Origin of the sequence: Pseudomonas putida (genome assembly GCF_028682635.1) — a bacterium.
Lineage (GTDB): Bacteria > Pseudomonadota > Gammaproteobacteria > Pseudomonadales > Pseudomonadaceae > Aquipseudomonas > Aquipseudomonas putida_AE.
The window spans coordinates 69,803-88,665 of the sequence record NZ_JANHLK010000016.1 but is presented as its reverse complement, the minus strand read 5'-3'; the positions used below and the strand labels follow the sequence as shown (position 1 = coordinate 88,665).

15 protein-coding genes and 1 pseudogene are annotated in these 18,863 nt (G+C 56.7%); 8 read left to right on the top strand and 8 right to left on the bottom strand.

The window, feature by feature from the left end; all coding sequences use genetic code 11:
• Nucleotides 1-92 precede the first annotated feature (92 nt).
• On the bottom strand, nt 93-1,583 hold the full coding sequence (locus NPS56_RS19950; protein ID WP_274076202.1) for an aldehyde dehydrogenase family protein: 1,491 nt from the start codon (nt 1,581-1,583) through the stop codon (nt 93-95).
• A 9-nt stretch (nt 1,584-1,592) separates the two neighbouring features.
• Nucleotides 1,593-1,985, bottom strand: a complete 393-nt coding sequence (locus tag NPS56_RS19945) for a c-type cytochrome (RefSeq protein WP_274076201.1) — start codon at nt 1,983-1,985, stop codon at nt 1,593-1,595.
• A 256-nt stretch (nt 1,986-2,241) separates the two neighbouring features.
• Between NPS56_RS19945 and NPS56_RS19940 the strand changes: the two genes are divergently transcribed.
• From NPS56_RS19940 to NPS56_RS31365, 4 genes and pseudogenes are all read left to right on the top strand, one after another.
• Nucleotides 2,242-2,958: a glycosyltransferase family 25 protein gene (locus NPS56_RS19940; protein ID WP_274076200.1), complete on the top strand. Its 717-nt coding sequence runs from the start codon at nt 2,242-2,244 to the stop codon at nt 2,956-2,958.
• A gap of 175 nt (nt 2,959-3,133) precedes the next feature.
• Complete coding sequence (locus tag NPS56_RS19935) at nt 3,134-4,456, top strand: hypothetical protein (protein WP_274076199.1); 1,323 nt, start codon at nt 3,134-3,136, stop codon at nt 4,454-4,456.
• Between the two features lie 132 nt (nt 4,457-4,588).
• Nucleotides 4,589-5,860: pseudogene (locus NPS56_RS31370) on the top strand (HAMP domain-containing protein); the annotation flags it as partial.
• A gap of 24 nt (nt 5,861-5,884) precedes the next feature.
• Nucleotides 5,885-6,715 carry a methyl-accepting chemotaxis protein gene (locus NPS56_RS31365; RefSeq protein WP_425313639.1) on the top strand — a complete coding sequence of 277 codons (831 nt, stop codon included), beginning with the start codon at nt 5,885-5,887 and terminating at the stop codon, nt 6,713-6,715.
• Between the two features lie 237 nt (nt 6,716-6,952).
• Here the strand turns inward: NPS56_RS31365 and NPS56_RS19925 are convergent, their stop codons facing one another.
• Genes NPS56_RS19925 through NPS56_RS19905 form a run of 5 tightly spaced genes read right to left on the bottom strand, consistent with a single transcriptional unit; the run spans nt 6,953 to nt 11,271 of the window.
• Nucleotides 6,953-7,675, bottom strand: coding sequence for an ATP-binding cassette domain-containing protein (locus tag NPS56_RS19925; protein WP_274076197.1), 723 nt, complete (start codon nt 7,673-7,675; stop codon nt 6,953-6,955).
• On the bottom strand, nt 7,675-8,418 hold the full coding sequence (locus NPS56_RS19920; RefSeq protein ID WP_274076196.1) for an ABC transporter permease: 744 nt from the start codon (nt 8,416-8,418) through the stop codon (nt 7,675-7,677). The genes NPS56_RS19925 and NPS56_RS19920 overlap by 1 nt, the downstream gene beginning before the upstream one ends.
• 12 nt (nt 8,419-8,430) lie before the next feature.
• A complete protein-coding gene (locus NPS56_RS19915; RefSeq protein ID WP_274076195.1) occupies nt 8,431-9,630 on the bottom strand; it encodes a YcaO-like family protein in 1,200 nt (399 codons plus the stop codon).
• Complete coding sequence (locus NPS56_RS19910) at nt 9,617-10,420, bottom strand: SagB/ThcOx family dehydrogenase (protein ID WP_274076194.1); 804 nt, start codon at nt 10,418-10,420, stop codon at nt 9,617-9,619. Before NPS56_RS19910 ends, NPS56_RS19915 begins: the two co-directional genes overlap by 14 nt.
• Entirely contained in the window at nt 10,417-11,271 is an 855-nt protein-coding gene (locus tag NPS56_RS19905) for an McbB family protein (RefSeq protein WP_274076193.1), read from the bottom strand. The genes NPS56_RS19910 and NPS56_RS19905 overlap by 4 nt, the downstream gene beginning before the upstream one ends.
• 917 nt (nt 11,272-12,188) lie before the next feature.
• On the opposite strand from NPS56_RS19905, the gene NPS56_RS19900 reads away from it, so the two are divergent.
• The 3 genes from NPS56_RS19900 to NPS56_RS19890 are packed head-to-tail and all read left to right on the top strand — an operon-like array spanning nt 12,189 to nt 15,799.
• Complete coding sequence (locus NPS56_RS19900; RefSeq protein WP_274076192.1) at nt 12,189-13,502, top strand: amino acid permease; 1,314 nt, start codon at nt 12,189-12,191, stop codon at nt 13,500-13,502.
• Nucleotides 13,495-14,775, top strand: a complete 1,281-nt coding sequence (locus NPS56_RS19895) for an aspartate aminotransferase family protein (RefSeq protein ID WP_274076191.1) — start codon at nt 13,495-13,497, stop codon at nt 14,773-14,775. Before NPS56_RS19900 ends, NPS56_RS19895 begins: the two co-directional genes overlap by 8 nt.
• Before the next feature lie 10 nt (nt 14,776-14,785).
• Entirely contained in the window at nt 14,786-15,799 is a 1,014-nt protein-coding gene (locus NPS56_RS19890) for a phosphotransferase enzyme family protein (RefSeq protein ID WP_274076190.1), read from the top strand.
• Between the two features lie 599 nt (nt 15,800-16,398).
• Here the strand turns inward: NPS56_RS19890 and NPS56_RS19885 are convergent.
• Nucleotides 16,399-17,478: a sigma-54 interaction domain-containing protein gene (locus tag NPS56_RS19885; protein WP_274076189.1), complete on the bottom strand. Its 1,080-nt coding sequence runs from the start codon at nt 17,476-17,478 to the stop codon at nt 16,399-16,401.
• Nucleotides 17,479-17,785: 307 nt separating this feature from the next.
• Here NPS56_RS19885 and NPS56_RS19880 point away from each other — a divergent pair, with 307 nt between their 5' ends.
• On the top strand, nt 17,786-18,862 hold the full coding sequence (locus NPS56_RS19880; RefSeq protein ID WP_274076188.1) for an ABC transporter substrate-binding protein: 1,077 nt from the start codon (nt 17,786-17,788) through the stop codon (nt 18,860-18,862).
• Nucleotide 18,863: the final 1 nt, after the last annotated feature.

The window sequence follows — 18,863 nt, the reverse complement described above, 5'->3', positions numbered from 1 at the left end:
GCAGGCTGCGATCTTTTGATCTTGCTTTTTTACAATAAAAAGATCGCAGCCTCGTTTCACTCGTCAGCTCCTACACAGCTCCTACAGGTTCATCAGTGGGCGATACACACCGATTTAAGCTCGGTGTAGGCCTCGATCACCGCACGACCGAACTCGCGCCCCATGCCCGATTGCTTGACGCCACCGAACGGCATCGCCGGGTCGAGCAGCACGTGGGCGTTGACCCACACCGTACCGGCTTCGATGCGCGGCACCAGGTTCATGGCCTTGCCCAGGTCGTTGGTCCACAGGCTGGCGGCCAGCCCGTAACGGTTGTCGTTGGCCAGCGCGATGACCGCGTCTTCATCGTCGAACGGCATCACCCCCAGCACCGGACCGAATACCTCTTCGCGCGCCACGGCCATGCTGTGGTCGATGTCGGCGAGAATGGTCGGCTGGACGAAGAAGCCCTCGCCTTCCAGCAACTCGCCGCCCGCCACCACCCGCGCACCTTCCTGGCGGGCCAGCTCGATGTGCTTGAGCACGCTTTGCTGCTGCTTGCGCGACACCAACGGGTTGATCGCCGCTTCGCCGTTCATGCCCGCGCCAATCGGCATTGCCGAGACCGCCGCCGCGAGTGCTTCGACAAACTGGTCGTGGATCGAACGATGCACGTAGAAGCGCGAGGCCGCCGCGCACACCTGGCCATTGTTCAGCAGGCCGCCGAGGATCGCGCCCTGCACGGCTTTTTCGATGTCGGCATCGGCGAGCACGATCATCGGGTTCTTGCCGCCCAGCTCCAGGGAGAAGCGCGTCATGTTTTCCATGCACGCCACACCGACGCTCTTGCCCACGGCGGTCGAGCCGGTGAACGACACCTTGCTCACCAGCGGGTGCGCGGTCAGTACGCCGCCGACCGAGGCCCCGCCGCCGGTCACCACGTTGAACACGCCCGCCGGAATGCCCGCTTCCAGGGCCAGTTCGGCCAGGCGCATGGCGGTCAACGGGGTTTCCATCGCCGGCTTGATGATCACCGTGCAACCGGTGGCCAGCGCCGGCATCAGTTTCCAGGCGGCGATCAGCAGCGGGAAGTTCCACGGCACGATGCCGACCACGACGCCCACCGGCTCACGCTTGGTGAACGCGGTGAATTTGGCGCCCGGCGGCAGCGGGATCGACACATCGAAGGTCTGCCCTTCGATCTTCGTCGCCCAGCCGGACATGTAGCGCATGAACTCCACCGTGGCGTTCAGGTCCAGCGCGCGGGCCATGTTGATCGACTTGCCCTGGCTCAGGGTTTCCAGTTGCGCGAGCTCTTCGGCATGCTCCTCGACCAGGCGGGTGAAGTTCAGCAGGATGCGCTCACGGTCCGCCGGACGCAGGCCCGACCACACGCCGGACTTGAAGGCCTGGTGCGCCGACTGCACGGCGCGCTCGACGATTTCCAGGGGCGCGTCGAGGGTTTCGCACAGGGTTTGCCCGGTGGCCGGGTTGACCACGGCAATGCTCGGGCCTTCGGCAAACACCCACTGGCCATCGATGAAGCAGCCGTGCTGGCGATCGAGGAATGCAGCAACCTGCGGCAGGATTTCAACGTTGCTCATGAATCACCTTCAGTTCTGTTGTTCTTTGAGGAAGCACACGACCGCCTGGCGATCATCTGCCGAAGCCATGCCCATGTAGGGCATGTAGGTGCCAGGCACATAGGCCTGGGGTTGGGTGATGAGTTGCGCGATGTTCTCGGCTTGCCAGTCGATGTTCTTGTTGCGCATGGCCTGCGAGTAGTTGAAGCCTTCCACCGAGCCGGACTTGCGCCCGATCACACCCGCCAGGTTCGGCCCCATCATGCCGGTCGTGCCTTTGCTCACCGCATGGCAGACCCCACATTCATTGGCGAACAGCTCGGCACCACGACTCTTGACCGGTGCGCAATCGGCCGCCAGGGCGGCCTGGGCCAGGGTGAAGGTCAACAAACCAACGAGGGGCAAACGCAGGGTGGCGAACATGGGAAACGACCTTGAAAATTCACGCGTTCGCCAGCCGGCGAACGTCAACACAGAAAGCGCCGAGGCGACGGGGTTCGGCAGGTTGAGAGGGATTGTCGGTGCTGCGCGATTCGCAGGTTTTGCCCTGCGTGCCAGTTGTGTTGGCGGTTCTGCCAAACTGCTGCATGGGCATGACGGGTGATGGCAAAGCGACATTCAAAGTTCTGCCTATACTGCAACCCAGCCGCCCTGAACACCTGCGCTGAGGAATTGCTGGATGAATGTGACCGACTATTTTGATCGAGCCAGAATCATCAATATTTCGTCGAGAAAGGATCGCCGTGTAGAAACGGTGGAAGAATTCGCGCGCAACGGTTTTCCCTTCGATCATGAAAAAGTCAGCTTTTTCCAGGCGGTGACGCCCAGTGAGGACGATGGCTTCCCCAGCATCGGCGCCCGGGGCTGCTTCATGAGTCACTTGGGCATTCTGGAAGAGGCGATCCGCCTGAACGTAAGCAACATCCTGATCCTGGAGGATGACATTCAGTTTTCCAGGCGCATTGGCGAGTATGGCAAACAGGCCATCGAGTCCCTGCAAGGCATGGAGTGGGACATCGCCTACTTCGGCCATCCGTTTGAAGGCGACTCCAGTTCGCCCTCCTGGAAAGCGGTCGACCAACCCATACACCTGTCGCATTTCTATGCGGTAAACGGCAAATGCATTGTCAGGCTGAGGGACTTTCTGCTGCAGATCCTCGAGCGTCCGCCGGGGCATCCGGACGGCGGTCCGATGCACTATGACGCGGCCCTCAATACGCTCATTCATTCGAACAAAGACGTGCAGGCCTACTACTTCACCTGGAATCTTGGCTATCAAAGACCCTCACGCACCGACCTGCATGCACTGTCGCTCTTCGACAGGACTCCTGTGCTGCGGGATGTCATGGGCATGCTCCGCAAGTTGAAGGCCAGGAACCTGAGACGAATTCGTTAGATCGAAAAACGCCCCTTCCCGAGCAGTGCACGGACCTGTGCACTGTCACCCCGCCCTGCAATCTGGCAAGCACAACCAACTCTTTGGCACCGAGGCAACAAGGCGCAAAAAATCCCGGCATTAGTATCTGGCGGGACGCAAACCTGCGCTCAAGAACAAGAACGGATGCCACACCATGCCCAAGTCCCCCTTGCTTCGCCTCTCGACCCTGGCGCTGATGATCAGTGCTGGCCAAGCGAACGCCTACGAACTCTACGCCACTGACGACAGTCACCTGAACGCCACCCTGGAGGCGGTTTTCGGCGTTTTCCACAGCCAGGAAAACTACGCCCTGTCGGGTCGACTCGACGAAGGTTCGTCGTCGTGGCGCGAGGGCTACATCAAGTACGGCCTGAGCTTCGACCAGGGCCTGGCGGGGGTCGGCACGGCGTACGGCGCGGCGAACATGCTCAGCTCCGGCACCTGGGGCGACGGTGATGCCGCCGGCTTCACCGACGGCTCGGAACGCACCAGCAAGTTCGAAGACGCCTACCTCGGCTGGCGCTCGAGCGACCTGTTCCCGGTGCTGGGCGCTGACGGTATCGACCTGTCGTTCGGCCGCCAGAACATCATGGTCGGCGACGGTTTCCTGATCAACGGCGATGCGCTGAACCTGGGCAAAGGCCTGGCCGACGGCGAGTTCAATCGCGGTGGCGCCTACTGGCTGGCCGCGCGCAAGGCGTTCGATGAAACCGCAGTGCTGCGTATCGGCGGCAAGGAAGGCTGGCGCAGTGACCTGATGTGGCTCAAGTCCAACAATCGCGCCCAGGCCATGACCGAAATGTACGTCGGCACCCTGGAACACGTGTCCGAGGCTGGCACCGTCGGCCTGACCTACATCGACACCACGGACGTCGACGAGCAGTACGCCTCCCCCGCGCAGCTCGAGCGCGACGGCATGAAGACCTACAGCCTGCGCGCCACCGGCAACGCCGGGGTCAAGGACCTGTTCCTGTCCGGCGAATACGCCAAGCAGGACAAACCCCACACGGCCACCGAGGATGCCTGGTACCTGGAAGCCGGCTGGACCTTTTCCGAAGCACCCTGGACGCCCTATGCCGGCTACCGCTACAGCCGTTTCTCGGAAGGCTACGACACGCTGTTCTACGGCTTCAGCCGCGGCTTCGGCACCTGGTTCCAGGGTGAAGTGGCGGGCAACTACGCCGGCCCGTTCAACAGCAACTCGCGCATCCAGCAACTCAAGTTCACCGTCTCGCCGCTGGAGAACCTGACCGTCGGCGCGATGTACTTCAACTTCGACACCATCGACCGCGACCTGGGCAACACCGATGGCCACGAAGTCGACCTGTACGCCGAATGGCACCTCAACGACCACCTCACGGTGATGCCGCTGGTGGGCCTGTTCCAGCCGGACAAGAGCGCCGACCAGGGCGGCACGCAGTTGGGCAACAACGACAAGAACCTCTACAGCCAGCTGATATTCGCCACTACTTTCTAATCTCGAGCCCCTGTAGGAGCTGCCGCAGGCTGCGATCTTTTGATCTTGAAAGTCAAAAGATCGCAGCCTGCGGCAGCTCCTACAGGTTCGTGATGGCAGCGCCAATGCATTCCAGGGAAAAAGGTGTTTCCAATGCACAAAAGATTTCTCACGATACAGAGCAAGATCACCCTGCTCGCCGGCCTCTGCCTGGTGTTGGTGGTGGGCTTGCTGATGGGCCTGTCGCTCTACCAGACGCACCAAAGCAGCCAGCAAGTGGCCCGGGCCAGCAGCGACATGCTCGCCGATGCCGCCAAGGAACACATGCAGGCCCTGGGCAAAGTGCAGGCCATGCAAGTGCAACGCACCTTCATGCAGACCCACGAATACGGCCAGGGATTATCGCGGTACCTGTTGTATCTGAGGCAACTCCAGCAACAGGGCAACCTGACCCGCCAACAACTGCGCCACGAGCTGAGTACCCAGCTTCAACAGGCCCTGATGGACAAGCCCGACCTGCTCGGGCTTTACGTCATTTTCGAACCCGACGCGCTGGACGGCGCCGACGCCGGTTTCGCCGACAAGCCGGACCTGGGCAGCAACGAAACCGGACGCTTCTCCCAGTACTGGGTGCAGGGCAACCCCGGCGAACTGCAAGCGGTGATCGGCGATGAAGGCCTGCTGGCCAACACCGAGCCGGGCCCCAGCGGCGCACCCTACAACGCCTTCTACACCTGCGCCCGCGACACCCGCCAGGCCTGCGTGCTGGAGCCCTACTTCGACGAGGCATCCGGCAGTCGCAAACTGGTGACCAGCGTCGCCTTCCCGCTGCTGGAGAACGGCAAAGTCATCGCCGTGGTCGGCCTCGACATCAACCTCGCCGCGTTGCAAAAGAACAGCGAAGCCAGCGCGCTGCAGCTGTTCGACGGCCATGGCCAGATCAGTATCGTCAGTCCCCGTGGCGTGATCTCCGCCAACAGCCAGGACATCAGTCGCCTCGGCCAACCGATGGACAACGCCCAGGTGATGGACGCCTTGCGCCAGGGTCGGCCGAAGGTGTTTGTCGACCCGCAGCAGATCAAGGTCCTCGAACCGCTGCCGCCGATTGCCGGTGCCGCGCCCTGGGGTGTGCTGGTGGGTGTACCACAAGACGTATTGCTGGCACCGGTCACCACCCTGCAAAAACAACTCGATGCCAAAAGCATGCAAAGCACTGCGCTGGAACTGCTGCTCGGTGGCGGCTCGGCCCTGCTCGGCCTGCTGCTGATGGGCTACACGGCACAGCGCATCACCCGGCCGCTAAAAGTGCTGACCCGGGTCATGGAAGATATCTCCCTCGGCGAAGGCGACCTGACACGGCGCCTGCAAGTGCAATCGCGGGATGAAATCGGCCAGTTGGCCACGGCGTTCAACCGTTTTGTCGAGCGCATTCACCAGTCGATCCGCGAAGTGTCGTCGGCGGCCCATGGCGTCAACGAAGGTGCCCGCCGCGTGCTGGACGCCTCCAATTCGTCCCTGAGCAATTTCGACGATCAATCGAGCCGCACCAACAGCGTCGCCGCCGCCATCAACCAGTTGGGCGCCGCTGCCCAGGAGATCGCGCATAACGCCTCCGATGCCTCACAGCAGGCTTCTTCCGCCCGACAACAAGCCGAAGACGGTCGCCAGGTGGTGCAGCGCACGATAGAAGTGATGAACGAACTGTCCGGCAAGATCAGCGCGTCGTGCAGCAACATCGAAGTGCTCAACGACAAGACCGTGAACATCGGGCAGATCCTCGAAGTGATCAAGGGCATCTCCCAGCAGACCAACCTGCTGGCACTCAACGCCGCCATCGAAGCGGCACGTGCCGGTGAAGCGGGCCGCGGCTTTGCCGTGGTTGCCGACGAAGTGCGCAGCCTCGCTGGCCGCACCCAAACCTCGGCACTGGAGATCCAGCAAATGATCGAGGAGCTGCAAGTGGGCGCCCGCGACTCGGTCACCACCATGACCGAAAGCCAGCAACACAGCGAAGAAAGCGTCACCATCGCCAATCTCGCCGGCACCCGCTTGAGCAGCGTGACCCAACGCATCGGCGAGATCGACAACGTCAACCAGTCCGTCGCCGCCGCCACCGAAGAACAGACCGCCGTGGTCGAGGCCTTGAACGTCGACATCACCCAGATCAACACGCTGAACCAGCAAGGGGTGGAGAACCTGCAGGCGACGTTGCGGGCTTGTACGGAGCTGGAGCAGCAGGCGGCGAGGTTGAATCAGTTGGTGGGGAGTTTTCGGATTTAACAACGGAGTTGTCTGAAAAATCGACTTCGCTGGCGAGCTACCTATATCTGATCAGCGTCGAACGATTTACCGGTGTTCGTCGAAGATTCCTGTAGAAGCGAGCCTGTGAAGGCGCCCTTATGGCCGGTATATGACTTAGGGCTTTCTTTGCTGAAAGCTGAACTGCCGAATGATTTTGAAAACTTCAATTCGTTCAGTTCATCGGGCACGAAATGACTGACACTTATGCCTAAACACCTATCGTGCTATGCGCACAGGCTCCGCGGCCGCACGGATAAAAGCTTCATCCAAACTGCTTGCATCGTAACGTCTCACGAACTCACCACCTGAGCTAAACGGTTTGAACTGTTGCTGGCTAATCATGTAGAAGATGTCACAGTTACCCACAACCTCTTCGACATTGTGGGACGACACTAGAATTGCCGCTCCCTCATTAGCCGCACCACGTAGACACTTCCAAATATAATGCCTGAATTCAGGATCAACGCCAGCGGTTGGCTCATCCAGTATCACTAGATCCGCTTCTATGGCCAGCAAAGAAAGAGTAAAAAACCAACGCTTCTCACCATAACTGCAAACAGAAGATTTTTTTGACCAGATCTCTTTATATCGCTGAACTATCTCTGGACTCCAGGCAGTGAGTTTCTTCAACGCTTGCTCTTGCGAGGTACGGGTCGAAGAACAAAGCAACGTCGTCATTCTAAATATATCGGACATACGCAGCACTGGCGGCGTCATGATCGTTTGCGATAAATAGACCTGGGAGGCAAATCTATTGAAAACCTGCCCTTCCTTTACTTTTTTTAGCCCGCAGACAATATCGAAAAAAGTAGTTTTCCCAGAACCGTTTGGCCCCAGCAATCCGGTAATGCTCCCCGGAACTACTTGGATAGACGCATCATTGAATAGCACTTTATCGGAATACCCGAAACACAGGGACTTGGTTTCTAGAATACTCATCAATACCGACTCCATACGGGATTTATGCGTAAAAATCGCAGTGACAACAAAAAAATCGCTGCAAACGAGCCAATAATCCAAAAAATTAAAATATAGTACTTTTCATAGCCTCCTACCATAAGCTTATTCGCAACAAATAGAGGATTAACTTTATTGACAGCCTCAACTACAGGGTGCAACCCACCAGCACTTAGAATACCAAAAACCAGCATTAAAAATGACACGATTGAAAAAATTGTATTAGCATTTTGAAAACTTAATGGCAGAAACCCCAACAAAATCCCTGGCACGACAAACAGGATATAACAAATATAGAAACGAGAAATAACTTGCAAGAGATCGGACAGATTGAAAGATCCGAATGAAAAATAGGTTAGCGCATAGAAAGTGGCACAGTAAATCAAGGCAATCAGTGAGTACGCTAAAAACTGCGCCACCATAAATATCAGCTTTGCGTCTGACGTATAAACGAATGACCGTATATAACCACTTTCCCGCCTGCCTACGATATAAAAGGAAAACCCAAAGAATGCGACGCTTGAAGAAATATAAGCATAGAACCAGGATGTACTTTCGATGTAGCTCACCCCCGAAGGAGAAAGCCCTCCTCTAGAATAAGTAAGCAAGTAGTAAGTCGTTACAGGGGAAATAATCATCCAAAACAACGCGACAGGCTCCTTTAATTGCTCCTTTATAAAAAGCAACGCAAGCGCAAGGGACCTTGAGATAGTGCAAACTGGCATAAACACCCCCTTTCATGGAAATGGAACCATAATATTTTTTCTCTCTACAACCATCTGATCGACAAAACCTTGAGAGTACTTATTATGAGTATTTATCCCCTTGGAATTATTCATATGCAGAAAAAAATCCGGAGAAACAAACTTGCAGAAGAAGTATATATTATCATTCAAAATGAGTGAATTAACATATAAATAGCCATCAATTCGCCGAACCTTGAGTGCAGCTAAAAGACCTGAGAGGCTAAAGTCAAAACGAGATTCGGTGATAGCCATACCGCGAAGCTTTATACGAGTTATCTCCTCGTACGTATCATAAGTATTACAGTTCAGAAAATGTTTCAAGTATGGATCTTTTACTTCGCCAATATCACGCTCAGTCGCCCGAAACAAATCAATAAACCTGTAAGTTTGCCAAAGCTCATATATTGATTTTTCAAGTGCACCAGCAAGCGTTTTTGCATACGACATCCCTGCGCAATACTGGACATGTCGCTGTTTATTATTTTGACCGTAAACGGTCAATATGCAGAAACCAGGATAGTCAGGATCGGATATATCCATGACCGAAAGCTCACCTGATTTATTAAGTGCCTCGTACAGAGATTTAGCACCACTCCCAAATAACGCCTCTTTGACATTTTGATCGGCAATCAAGCTTCGGCATTCTCTTGTGAGCCAAAATCTAGACAAAAACTGCCTTTCCAAAGATTCTTTGATTGCTCCAAAACTCGCACTTTCAAAACACCAGTGAAAGCTACAACCACAAGTATCTCGAAGCGGGTATATTGGATTTTCGCTTTCGATCTTATGATAATTTAGAGAAATACACGCAGTGGGTATGTGGCAAATGGAAAAGTCCGACGTACGAGAAACCTTGGTTAAATTATATGAATGGCTGAAGAGCTGTGCGGAGGTCAAGTCATTATCATTCGTTTGAGAGAACGCAAAGACAAATTTTTCAGCTTCCACGCTCGTCAGCGAATGATTGATATTTCCAACAACATTCGGCATCACCTCCATGTAGAAGTGACGTCTTTCAAAATATTCCCCTATCGCCGCTTTTATAGATGAGGAACCATCTCCTACACCAGACCCTCCATTTAACCAAGAATCCTCCACTTCGACCGATGACGGGAAAGACAATACACACGATGGTTGACAAATAAGCGTACCAGGTAATATTGAGTAGTGACTGGAATTATTCAGGATCATGCTGCTCACCAATAAAGTGTACGCACATCGGGAAGAAAATTGTTGGGTTAAGACCAATTGCTTTACACACCATCGTATCGGTATATGCTGACCATAACCTGCACCGCAAGCCTAGGTTTTTTGCTTGCAATTCGATCAACATATAAATTGAGCCGACCTCCATTAATGCAAGTCGATATCCTCTACATCTATACTTGAATAAAGTTTTAGGGATATATACAGCATAAATTATTGCGACACTAGGTGTACCAATGATGCCTGGAGCAGACAAGATTGCTTTTTTCAGGTCTTCGACGTCATGTGTGCCCTGAACCACTTCAAACTCTTTTGACTTAGGTAGGAGGTGTAAAACTTTCTCAGGGCACGGCCAACTTTCGCTGTCATTCATAAGCGAACAGATAAATATTTCAGCGGGGTATAGCGCACCGCCACTTGGGTACCCCCTCTTATAGCTATCTTTTTTTGGGCACAGAAGCGGGGACACCAACTTTTCGATTCTAGAGAAATCTATAGATTTGTCCGAGAAGATTTCACACGACTCATTACGACAAATAGCCGGAATAGTTTTATCCTTAATGTTTATAGGTAAGGTTAAATCCATATCTGGATAAAGTCGCAACTCGTTCCCAGTCAACTGAGAAAGATCCTTATCACTGATATTGTGCAGACGAGTAGCGTGCCTGAAGGCATCATGAATTGTATAGTTCCCCCTTGCATGAAAAGCTAAAGTCTCTGCATGAACATTCGAATCCATGAATCTAAGATAGTAATCATGAGGAATGTACTTCATTTTTGCATCCTCAAGCAGTCGCACATATTCCAATGGGCAGCCGAAGCTTCTCTCACCAAATTACTAGCAAAGTCAATATGCGTCTCTTGCAGAATGTTGTCCTGATAGCGAAAGTCGCTGTCGGAACTCGTCAGCAGTTTTATCTTCCTAATCAACGCTCCGACCAATAGTGAGCGCTGAAGAACATTCAACGGACTTGCAGGTACTGCAACGTGTTTATTTCTGCAAAATTGAACGAGCTTTGACCAGGCGTTCCTGCTACTTTGATAATCCTCGTAGTTCATAAGCCTATCCACACTGCAAAAATGACACGGATTTCCGACCTTCGGCAAATATGGCTGACTAATGCAATAAGAACCACCCACACAATAGCAGACGCTAATCGCACTTTCAGGCGCCGCAACTACTAGATCAAAGTATAGTTTTTTCAGAAGATCATAATCATAGTTAACACACATGATAACAATGTAGTATTTTTTATTTGAAACGACATCTGTGAGCGAACTTGAGATTTCGCTTATTTCCAACGGCGTATTTATTTCACTTTTTAGTAGTTTTTCCAGGTCGTTGTCCTTACCCCAATCATGAGCCACTATCGTTTTTTCGAAGTACAAGTTGGTGCAATCCTTAATGGAAAGTGCTTTTTCTAAAAACTCATAAGCGCACTCCGGATTCAAGCCGTGCTCCATCAGTATTTTGTCGAATTCGACCTTTGAAATGTTTGTGTATTTTTTCAATTTCGTTAACGCTGCCAACAAATCGGGCGAGCTTATCTTTGACACGCCCCGTCTTGAAACAATCAAACTATCAGTAGGAAAATTTAGTATGTCGTAGCTTTGTATAGTCAACATCATAAAATCCCTCAAAATGGCTTTTCTGGTAAATACCAGAAAAGCCATAGTTTTTTGGTTTTTTAATCGTTATCGGATGATATTGGTGTGGTTATATTATTCCCTCCACACCCGCCGCTACCCCCGCTCCCGCCACTACAACCGCCGCCACCTCCGCATCCTCCGCTTCCCCCACATCCGCCTTGACCACCTGAGCCTCCAGCCATGTGTGGGCATAAGCCATAGTCAAACTCATCTCCAAAGTAAAGAATCTCACCAAGATTTTCAGTGTTCATAATTAATTACTCGCTGTTAGAGAAAGTGCCACCGGTATTTGGTGACGCCTTTATTTCTAATAGCTTCGAGAACTGAACGCAAGAGACTGAGTTGTCTGCATGCAGGAAAATTCATTCAATCTCTCAGGAAATTTCGTACAGAGGCAGAAAGGGTTATTTCTGTTGGTTTTAAGTTTAAAAAACCACATCTAATTAATATTTTTATTTAACTTCTTAAAAATTCGCCACATTGTTTTCGGAAAACTGAAACAAGGCGAATAGCGGCGAGGTATAGCCATCTGTAGGACGGAGTAAGAAGTTTCTTGCTTTCCCCATGAAATCCTTTTTGAACTTGCCTTTTCCACTCGTAAAAATACGACAGACGGTAGCCTTGATGGTCGATTGGCAGGGACACTCAGCCGATGACGACCGTACCGGAACGCAAATCTGGAGGCATATTTCCATACCGGGCAGGCTTGCTCATGGCACTCCTGTGGCCACACGGAGCCAGGTGAAATCTGGCACCCACAACCAACCACCTGGCATGCGCACAAACATGCCGCGTCGCACCCCACGCGTAGTATCGAAGCGCGTAAAGCAACGCTGAACCCCTCGATTCCTCACTAAAACAATAAATCGGCCCTCGGGCCGCGGGAGACGTTTGTGCTCAAGAAAAGTGCGTTGGGCTGGCCAAAGATCGCCGGCCTTGGAATTGCGTTGGTGGTGGCCGGGCAGTTTTCCGGCTGGAACTTTGGCCTGGCGGCCGGTGGTTGGTTGAACATGCTGGTCGCCACTTTGTTGATGGCGCTGCTGTGCGGTGGGCTGGCGTTGAGTGTGGCGGAACTGTCCACCGCGTTGCCCAGCGCCGGCGGTGTGTTCGTGTATGCGCAAAGTGCCTTCGGGCCGTTCGTGGGTTACCTGGTCGGGGTGGCTTGTGCGTTGGCCTTGACCATCGGCACCGGCGCGGCGGCGACCTTCATTTGTGCCTACACCGAGTCGATTTTCGGGCTTGGTGGCTGGCCGGTGAAGATCGCCCTGTTCGCAGTGATCATCGGCATCCACCTGCGTGGTGTGGGTGAGGCCATGGGCCTGACGTTCATTGCCGGTGTGATCGCCGTCGTCGCCCTGCTGACCTTCGGCGTGGCCATGGCGCCGCATGTCGAACTGGCCAACCTGCTGGCATTGCCCGCCAATGTCGCCACCCCGGTCAGCCTCGGCGGCGTCTTCGCCTGCTTGCCTTTCGCGATCTGGCTGTTCATCACCGTCGAGCAGACCGGTTCGGCGGCGGAGGAAGCTGAAAACCCCGGCCGTACGATGCCACGCGGCATTCTTGCCGCCATCGGCACCCTGTTGGTCACCGCGTTGGTGGTGCTGGTGTGCGCACCGGGCGCTGGCGGTGTCGAGTTGGTGGGCTCGGCGGGCGATCCGCTGTACGCGGCGATGTCCAGCAACAGCGCGTTCGGTGCGGACTCGTGGCTGGCCAAGGTGATTGGCTGCGGCGGCGTGTTCGGTTTGATCGCGACCTTCTTCTCCCTGGTTTACGCGGCCTCCCGGCAGTTGTTCGCGATGGCACGCGACGGCCTGTTCCCGCAGTGGCTGGGCAAGACCGGCAAGCGCGGCACGCCCTGGCCGGCGCTGTTGCTGATCGGCGCCATCGGCCTCCCGCTCTCGGAAGTCGATCCGGCCACCGTGATGCTCGCCGTGGTCCTGCTGCTCAACGTCTGCTACCTGTTCATTTTCGGCGCCTACCTGCGCATCAAGCGCAACCAGCCGGACCTGCCACGCCCATTCACCCTGGCCGGCGGCACAGTCGTCGCCTGGCTGGGCCTGGCGCTGACGCTGGTGGTGATCGCCGCCTGCTTCCAGCTCGACCTGCTGATGCTGATCGCCCTCGGGGTGACCTTCGTCCTGTGCATTTTCAACTTCCTGCTGCGCGCCCGTCGCAGCCCTGTCATCGAGGTTCCAGACCATGCCTGAAGCGACCCTGTTGCAACGCCGTCACCGCGTGCTCGGCAGCGCCTCGCCACTGTTCTACGACAAGCCCCTGCACCTGGTGCGCGGTGAAGGCGTGTGGCTGTTCGACGTCGAGGGGCGCCGATACCTCGACGTCTATAACAACGTGCCCTGCGTCGGCCACTGCAACCCCCACGTGACCGACGCCATGCACCGCCAGGCCACCACGCTGAACATCCACACCCGCTACCTCGACGAGCAGGTGGTGCGTTATGCCGAGCGCTTGACCGCGACCTTCGGCCAACCGCTGGACACCGCGATGTTCACCTGCACCGGCACCGAGGCCAACGAACTGGCGCTGCGCCTGGCGCGCTACGCCAGCGGCGGCACCGGCATCATCGTCAGTGACTACAACTACCACGGCAACTCGGCGTCGCTGGCCGAAGTCACCACCGCCCTGCCCTCCCCGGAACCCTTCGCCGCCCATGCCCGCGCCGTGCCGATTCCGTGCCTGTACCACGCGCCGGCCGGCACCACCGAAACGCAACTGGCCGAGCAATACGCGGCCAACATCGCGGCCGCCATCGCTTCGCTGCAGGCCCAGGGCATTCGCCCGGCCGCGTTGCTGATCGATACCCTGTTCGCCAACGAAGGCTTGCCCCGGGTGCCGGCGAGTTTCGTCGCCAAGGCCGCCGAGTTGATCCGCGCCGCCGGTGGCCTGTTCATCGCCGATGAAGTGCAATCGGGGTTCGGCCGCACCGGCGATCATCTCTGGGGCCATCAGGCCCACGGCGTCGTGCCGGACATCGTCACCCTGGGCAAACCCATGGGCAACGGCTACCCGCTGGCGGGGCTGATCACGCACAAAGCGCTGGTCGAGTCCTTCGGCCGCAACGCCATGTACTTCAACACCTTTGGCGGCTCACCCGTCGCGGCGGCAGTCGGCATGGCGGTGCTGGACGTGATCGAGGATCAGCAACTGCTGCGCAACGCGCAAAACGTCGGCGCCTACGTCCAGCAACGCCTGCAAGGGCTGGCAGGCAAACACTCGATCATCGGCGACGTGCGTGGCAAGGGCCTGTTCTTCGCCATGGAGCTGGTGCGCGACCACGCCAGCAAGGAACCCGCCGGGCTGGAAGCGCGCAAGGTCGTCAATGACATGCGCGAGAACGGCGTGCTGATCAGCAAGATCGGCGCCGGCGACAACATTCTCAAGCTGCGCCCGCCGCTGGTGTTCAGCCGCGAGCACGCGGACCTGTTCGTCGACACCCTGGACCACGCCCTGAGCGCAATTTGAGGCCTCTGCCATGACTGAATTCCATACCCTGAACCATGATCAGCAAGTCGCCCGGTTGCACGATCTGGCTCGCCACGCCCTGCAACACTGGGAGGGTGAGTTCGGCGACATCGAACTGGTGAAATACCGCGAGAACGCGGTGTTCTCTGCCCGCCGCCACGACGGCCAACGGGTGGCCCTGCGTATCCATCGCAACGGCTATCACTGCGAAGCGGCGCTGCGCTCCGAGCTGCAATGGATGGAAGCGCTGGAAAGCGCGGGGATTACCGTGCCGCAGATCATTCGCGCCCAGGACCAGCGCCACCTGATCGAAGTGAGCCATGTCGAGATCGGCCAACGCCATGTCGACATGCTCGCCTGGTTGCCGGGCGCTACTGCCGGCACCTCGGAGGCTGGGGTGCAGGCCGACACCGAGATCGACTTTCTGTTTGCTGAGGCCGGCAAGATGGCGGCGCGCATTCATCTGCATTCGGCGGATTGGCAGCAGCCGGACGAGTTTGTCCGGCATGCCTGGGACGAGGAAGGCCTGATCGGGGCGAATCCGTTCTGGGGGCGATTCTGGGAGCTGGAGCATCTGGGCGATGAGCAACGGGACCTGCTGCAACAGGCCCGGCGCACGGCCCGGCGTGACTTGCGGCAATACGGCCGGCACCTGGGCAACTTCGGCATGATCCACGCCGACCTGGTCCCGGAAAACCTGCTGATCGAAGGCCCGCAGTTGCGCCTGATCGACTTCGACGACGCCGGGTTCGGCTGGCACATGTTTGAGCTGGCCACCGCCCTGTACTTCTGTCTCGATGACCCGCGTTATGAACAGATCAAGGCGGCGTTGCTGGAGGGTTACCACGCGCTCAAGCCGCTGACCGAGGCGGATCGACAGACGCTGGCGCTGTTTTTGATGCTGCGCGGTACCACTTACCTGGGCTGGATTCATACCCGCCAGGGCACGCCGACGGCGATTGAGATGGCGCCGATGTTGATTGAGCGGGCGTGCAGGTTGGCTCGGGAATATCTGCAGGCCTGATCCACCGCTTTCGCGAGCAAGCCCGCTCCCACATTTGATCCTCTTCGAACTCAGTCTTTGTGCTCACTGGAGATCGAGTGTGGGAGCGGGCTTGCTCGCGAAGGGGACGGCACATTCAACATCAACGTCGACTGACACACCGCTTTCGCGGGCAAGCCCGCTCCCACATTTGATCCTCGGCGAACACAGTCTTTGTGCTCACTGGAGATCGAGTGTGGGAGCGGGCTTGCTCGCGAAGGGGCCGGCACATTCAACATCAATGTCGACTGACACACCGCTTTCGCAGGCAAGCCCGCTCCCACATTTGATCCTCGGCGAACACAGTCTTTGTGTTCACTGGAGATCGAGTGTGGGAGCGGGCTTGCTCGCGAAGGGGCCGGCACATTCAACATCAATGTCGACTGACACACCGCTTTCGCGGGCAAGCCCGCTCCCACATTTGATCCTCGGCGAACACAGTCTTTGTGTTCACTGGAGATCGAGTGTGGGAGCGGGCTTGCTCGCGAAGGGGACGGCACATTCAACATCAATGTCGACTGACACACCGCTTTCGCGGGCAAGCCCACTCCCACAGGGGTCAGCGGTGGGTCGCTGCGACATTACTCCTCCACCGACAGTGGCTTGTTCAGTTCTCCGATCTTTTCCAGTCGAGCCCTCACGATATTGCGGCTGATGTTCAGCAGTCGTCCGGTCTGCAATTGGTTGCCATGGCAGAAACGGTAGGCCGCACGAAAGATGGTCTCCTCGATGTGCTCGTAGAGATCTGGAATGTTCTGCTCGAACAGCGCGTTGAGCGCCGTTTCCAGGTCCACCGGGCCGGCAATGGCATGACTCGTTTGAACCGTTTGCTCCTGTTCATGGCGGATGCCTGAGGAGCGCATGTCCACCAGGTGCAAGTCCCCCGGTGCGACTCGCTGGTTACGGCACACCAGCAAGGCGTGGTGAATGGAGTTTTCCAGTTCGCGGATGTTGCCCGGCCAACTGTGTTCCAGCAGTTTTCGCTCCGCCTCGACACTCAATGAGGCGCGGTTGTAACCCAGGCGCTGGCAGTGCTCCTCAAGGAAAAACTCGGCCAGTGGCAGGATGTCGCCCGGCCGTTCGCGCAAGGGCGGCAGGCGAATCGTGGCGACGTGCAGACGGTAGAACAGGTCCTCGCGAAAATGCCCGGCAACGACTGCATCGGCAAGGTTGACGTTGGTCGCGGCGACCAGTCGTACGTTGATCGGAATCGGCGTACGCGAACCCAGGCGCACCACCTCTCGCTCCTGCAATACCCGCAGCAGCTTGACCTGCATGTTCAGTGGCAGATCGCCGATTTCATCGAGAAACAGCGTGCCGCCATTGGCCGCCTCGAACCAACCGGCCTTGGTGGTCGTGGCACCCGTGAATGCGCCTTTCTCATGCCCGAACAACTCGCTTTCCACCAGGGTTTCGGCAAAGGCACCGCAATTGACCGCCACAAAGGGCTCACGCCCGCGGCGGCTCAAGTGGTGGATGTGGCGGGCGACCAGCTCCTTGCCGGTACCGGTTTCGCCGATGATCAACGTATTGGCTTCGCTGGGCGCCAGGCGCTCGATTCTACTGAGCAACTCCTGTGAGCGCGGGTCCTTGAACACCAGAACGGTGGCCCGCACCGATTTGGTCAATTCGCGGGCGTTTGGATGTGTGATCAGCGACATGGTGCATTCCTGGCAGTAAAAGCGCGTGCTCAATAGTGCACGAAGATATATAGACTAAAAAATTATTAATTAGTATTTATATATTCCCAATACGAATAAGCCATTGAACTGTTCCTGCCCTGTTGCTGGAGCAGCAATGGGCAAGCATCACCCTGCTGACAGATCAGCACCCAGCCTGGCTTACCACGCTCGCTCACTTCCTCGAAAGCCCCGCCGCGCAAGGCCTGCAGACGTTTTTGCGCGCAGTGGCATGCAATCTGCTCTCTCCCTGGGCGTGTTTGCCAAATAGCCACACAGGGAGATTTCAATGAAAAGTTTCTGGCGCAACGGCCTGGTCGCATTGACCGGCTTACTGCTCAGTGCCATCGCACTGGCCGAACAGGCTCCGACCGCGGTGAAGATCGCCATTGTCGCCTACACCCAAGGTGGCAAACCGGTATTTGGCGGGATCGCCGGGCGAGTGATCGAGGACGGCTGGCTTGAACAACAACTGAGCCAGCGCGACATCAAGCTGGAGTGGATCGCCCTGCCCCACGCCGGCGCCGGTCCGCAGATCAACGAAGGCTTCAGCAACAACAGCATCGACTTTGCCGTGCGCGGCGACCTGCCTTCCGTCATCGCCGGTGCGGGTGGTGTGCCGGGCAAGCTGATCGTGCCCGGTGGTAGCGGTAACAACATCTACCTGGTGGTACCGGCAGGCTCCGAGGCCAAGATCATCGAAGACCTCAAGGGCAAGCGCGTGGCCCTGCACCGCGGTCGCCCCTGGGAATTTGCCTTCAGTAACTTCCTCGCAAGCAAAAGCCTCAAGCTCGATGATTTCAAGATCGCCAACCTCAACCCGCAGGTCGGCGCGGCAGCCGTGTCCGCCGGTAAAGTCGACGCGGCGGTGCTGCTCAGCGAAGCCTATGCCCTGGAAGACAAAGGCGTAGGCAAGATCATCTGGTCGACCAAACAAGGCGCCAACGACTGGCGCCTGGTCTCCGACCTGTGGGGCACCGACCTTTTTGTCCAGCAACACCCGGACCTGACTCAATTGCTGGCCACTGCCTGGGTCAAGGCTGCCTGGTGGATCTCCCAGGAGCAGAATCAGGACGCGTACTACCAACTCTCCTCCCGCGCCGGCACCGCTGAAAGCGTGTTGCGCCGCGACGACCAGAACGATCCCGTGGCCTGGAAAGATCGTTGGGCGCCCAAAAGCGACCAGCAACTCAAGGCCCACTACCAGGCGCTGACAGCCTACGCCCTGGCTAATCACCTTATCCGCGACAACTACGACATCACCCCATCGCTGGCCACCGGTTTCACCAACCAGGCGCTGATCGATCTGAAGCTCACCGACTACTGGCCGGCCCTGCGTGGCCAGGTCAGCACCCTCCATGAATAGG

Excerpts from the sequence above, each read along its gene's own strand:
- NPS56_RS19950 (WP_274076202.1), bottom strand. The coding sequence starts at position 1,583 with ATGAGCAACGTTGAAATCCTGCCGCAGGTTGCTGCATTCCTCGATCGC.
- NPS56_RS19895 (WP_274076191.1), top strand. The coding sequence starts at position 13,495 with ATGCCTGAAGCGACCCTGTTGCAACGCCGTCACCGCGTGCTCGGCAGC.
- NPS56_RS19890 (WP_274076190.1), top strand. The coding sequence starts at position 14,786 with ATGACTGAATTCCATACCCTGAACCATGATCAGCAAGTCGCCCGGTTG.
- NPS56_RS19910 (WP_274076194.1), bottom strand. The coding sequence starts at position 10,420 with ATGAAGTACATTCCTCATGATTACTATCTTAGATTCATGGATTCGAAT.
- NPS56_RS19940 (WP_274076200.1), top strand. The coding sequence starts at position 2,242 with ATGAATGTGACCGACTATTTTGATCGAGCCAGAATCATCAATATTTCG.
- NPS56_RS19925 (WP_274076197.1), bottom strand. The coding sequence starts at position 7,675 with ATGAGTATTCTAGAAACCAAGTCCCTGTGTTTCGGGTATTCCGATAAA.
- NPS56_RS19905 (WP_274076193.1), bottom strand. The coding sequence starts at position 11,271 with ATGTTGACTATACAAAGCTACGACATACTAAATTTTCCTACTGATAGT.
- NPS56_RS19915 (WP_274076195.1), bottom strand. The coding sequence starts at position 9,630 with ATGATCCTGAATAATTCCAGTCACTACTCAATATTACCTGGTACGCTT.
- NPS56_RS19920 (WP_274076196.1), bottom strand. The coding sequence starts at position 8,418 with ATGCCAGTTTGCACTATCTCAAGGTCCCTTGCGCTTGCGTTGCTTTTT.
- NPS56_RS19935 (WP_274076199.1), top strand. The coding sequence starts at position 3,134 with ATGCCCAAGTCCCCCTTGCTTCGCCTCTCGACCCTGGCGCTGATGATC.
- NPS56_RS19880 (WP_274076188.1), top strand. The coding sequence starts at position 17,786 with ATGAAAAGTTTCTGGCGCAACGGCCTGGTCGCATTGACCGGCTTACTG.
- NPS56_RS19945 (WP_274076201.1), bottom strand. The coding sequence starts at position 1,985 with ATGTTCGCCACCCTGCGTTTGCCCCTCGTTGGTTTGTTGACCTTCACC.
- NPS56_RS19885 (WP_274076189.1), bottom strand. The coding sequence starts at position 17,478 with ATGTCGCTGATCACACATCCAAACGCCCGCGAATTGACCAAATCGGTG.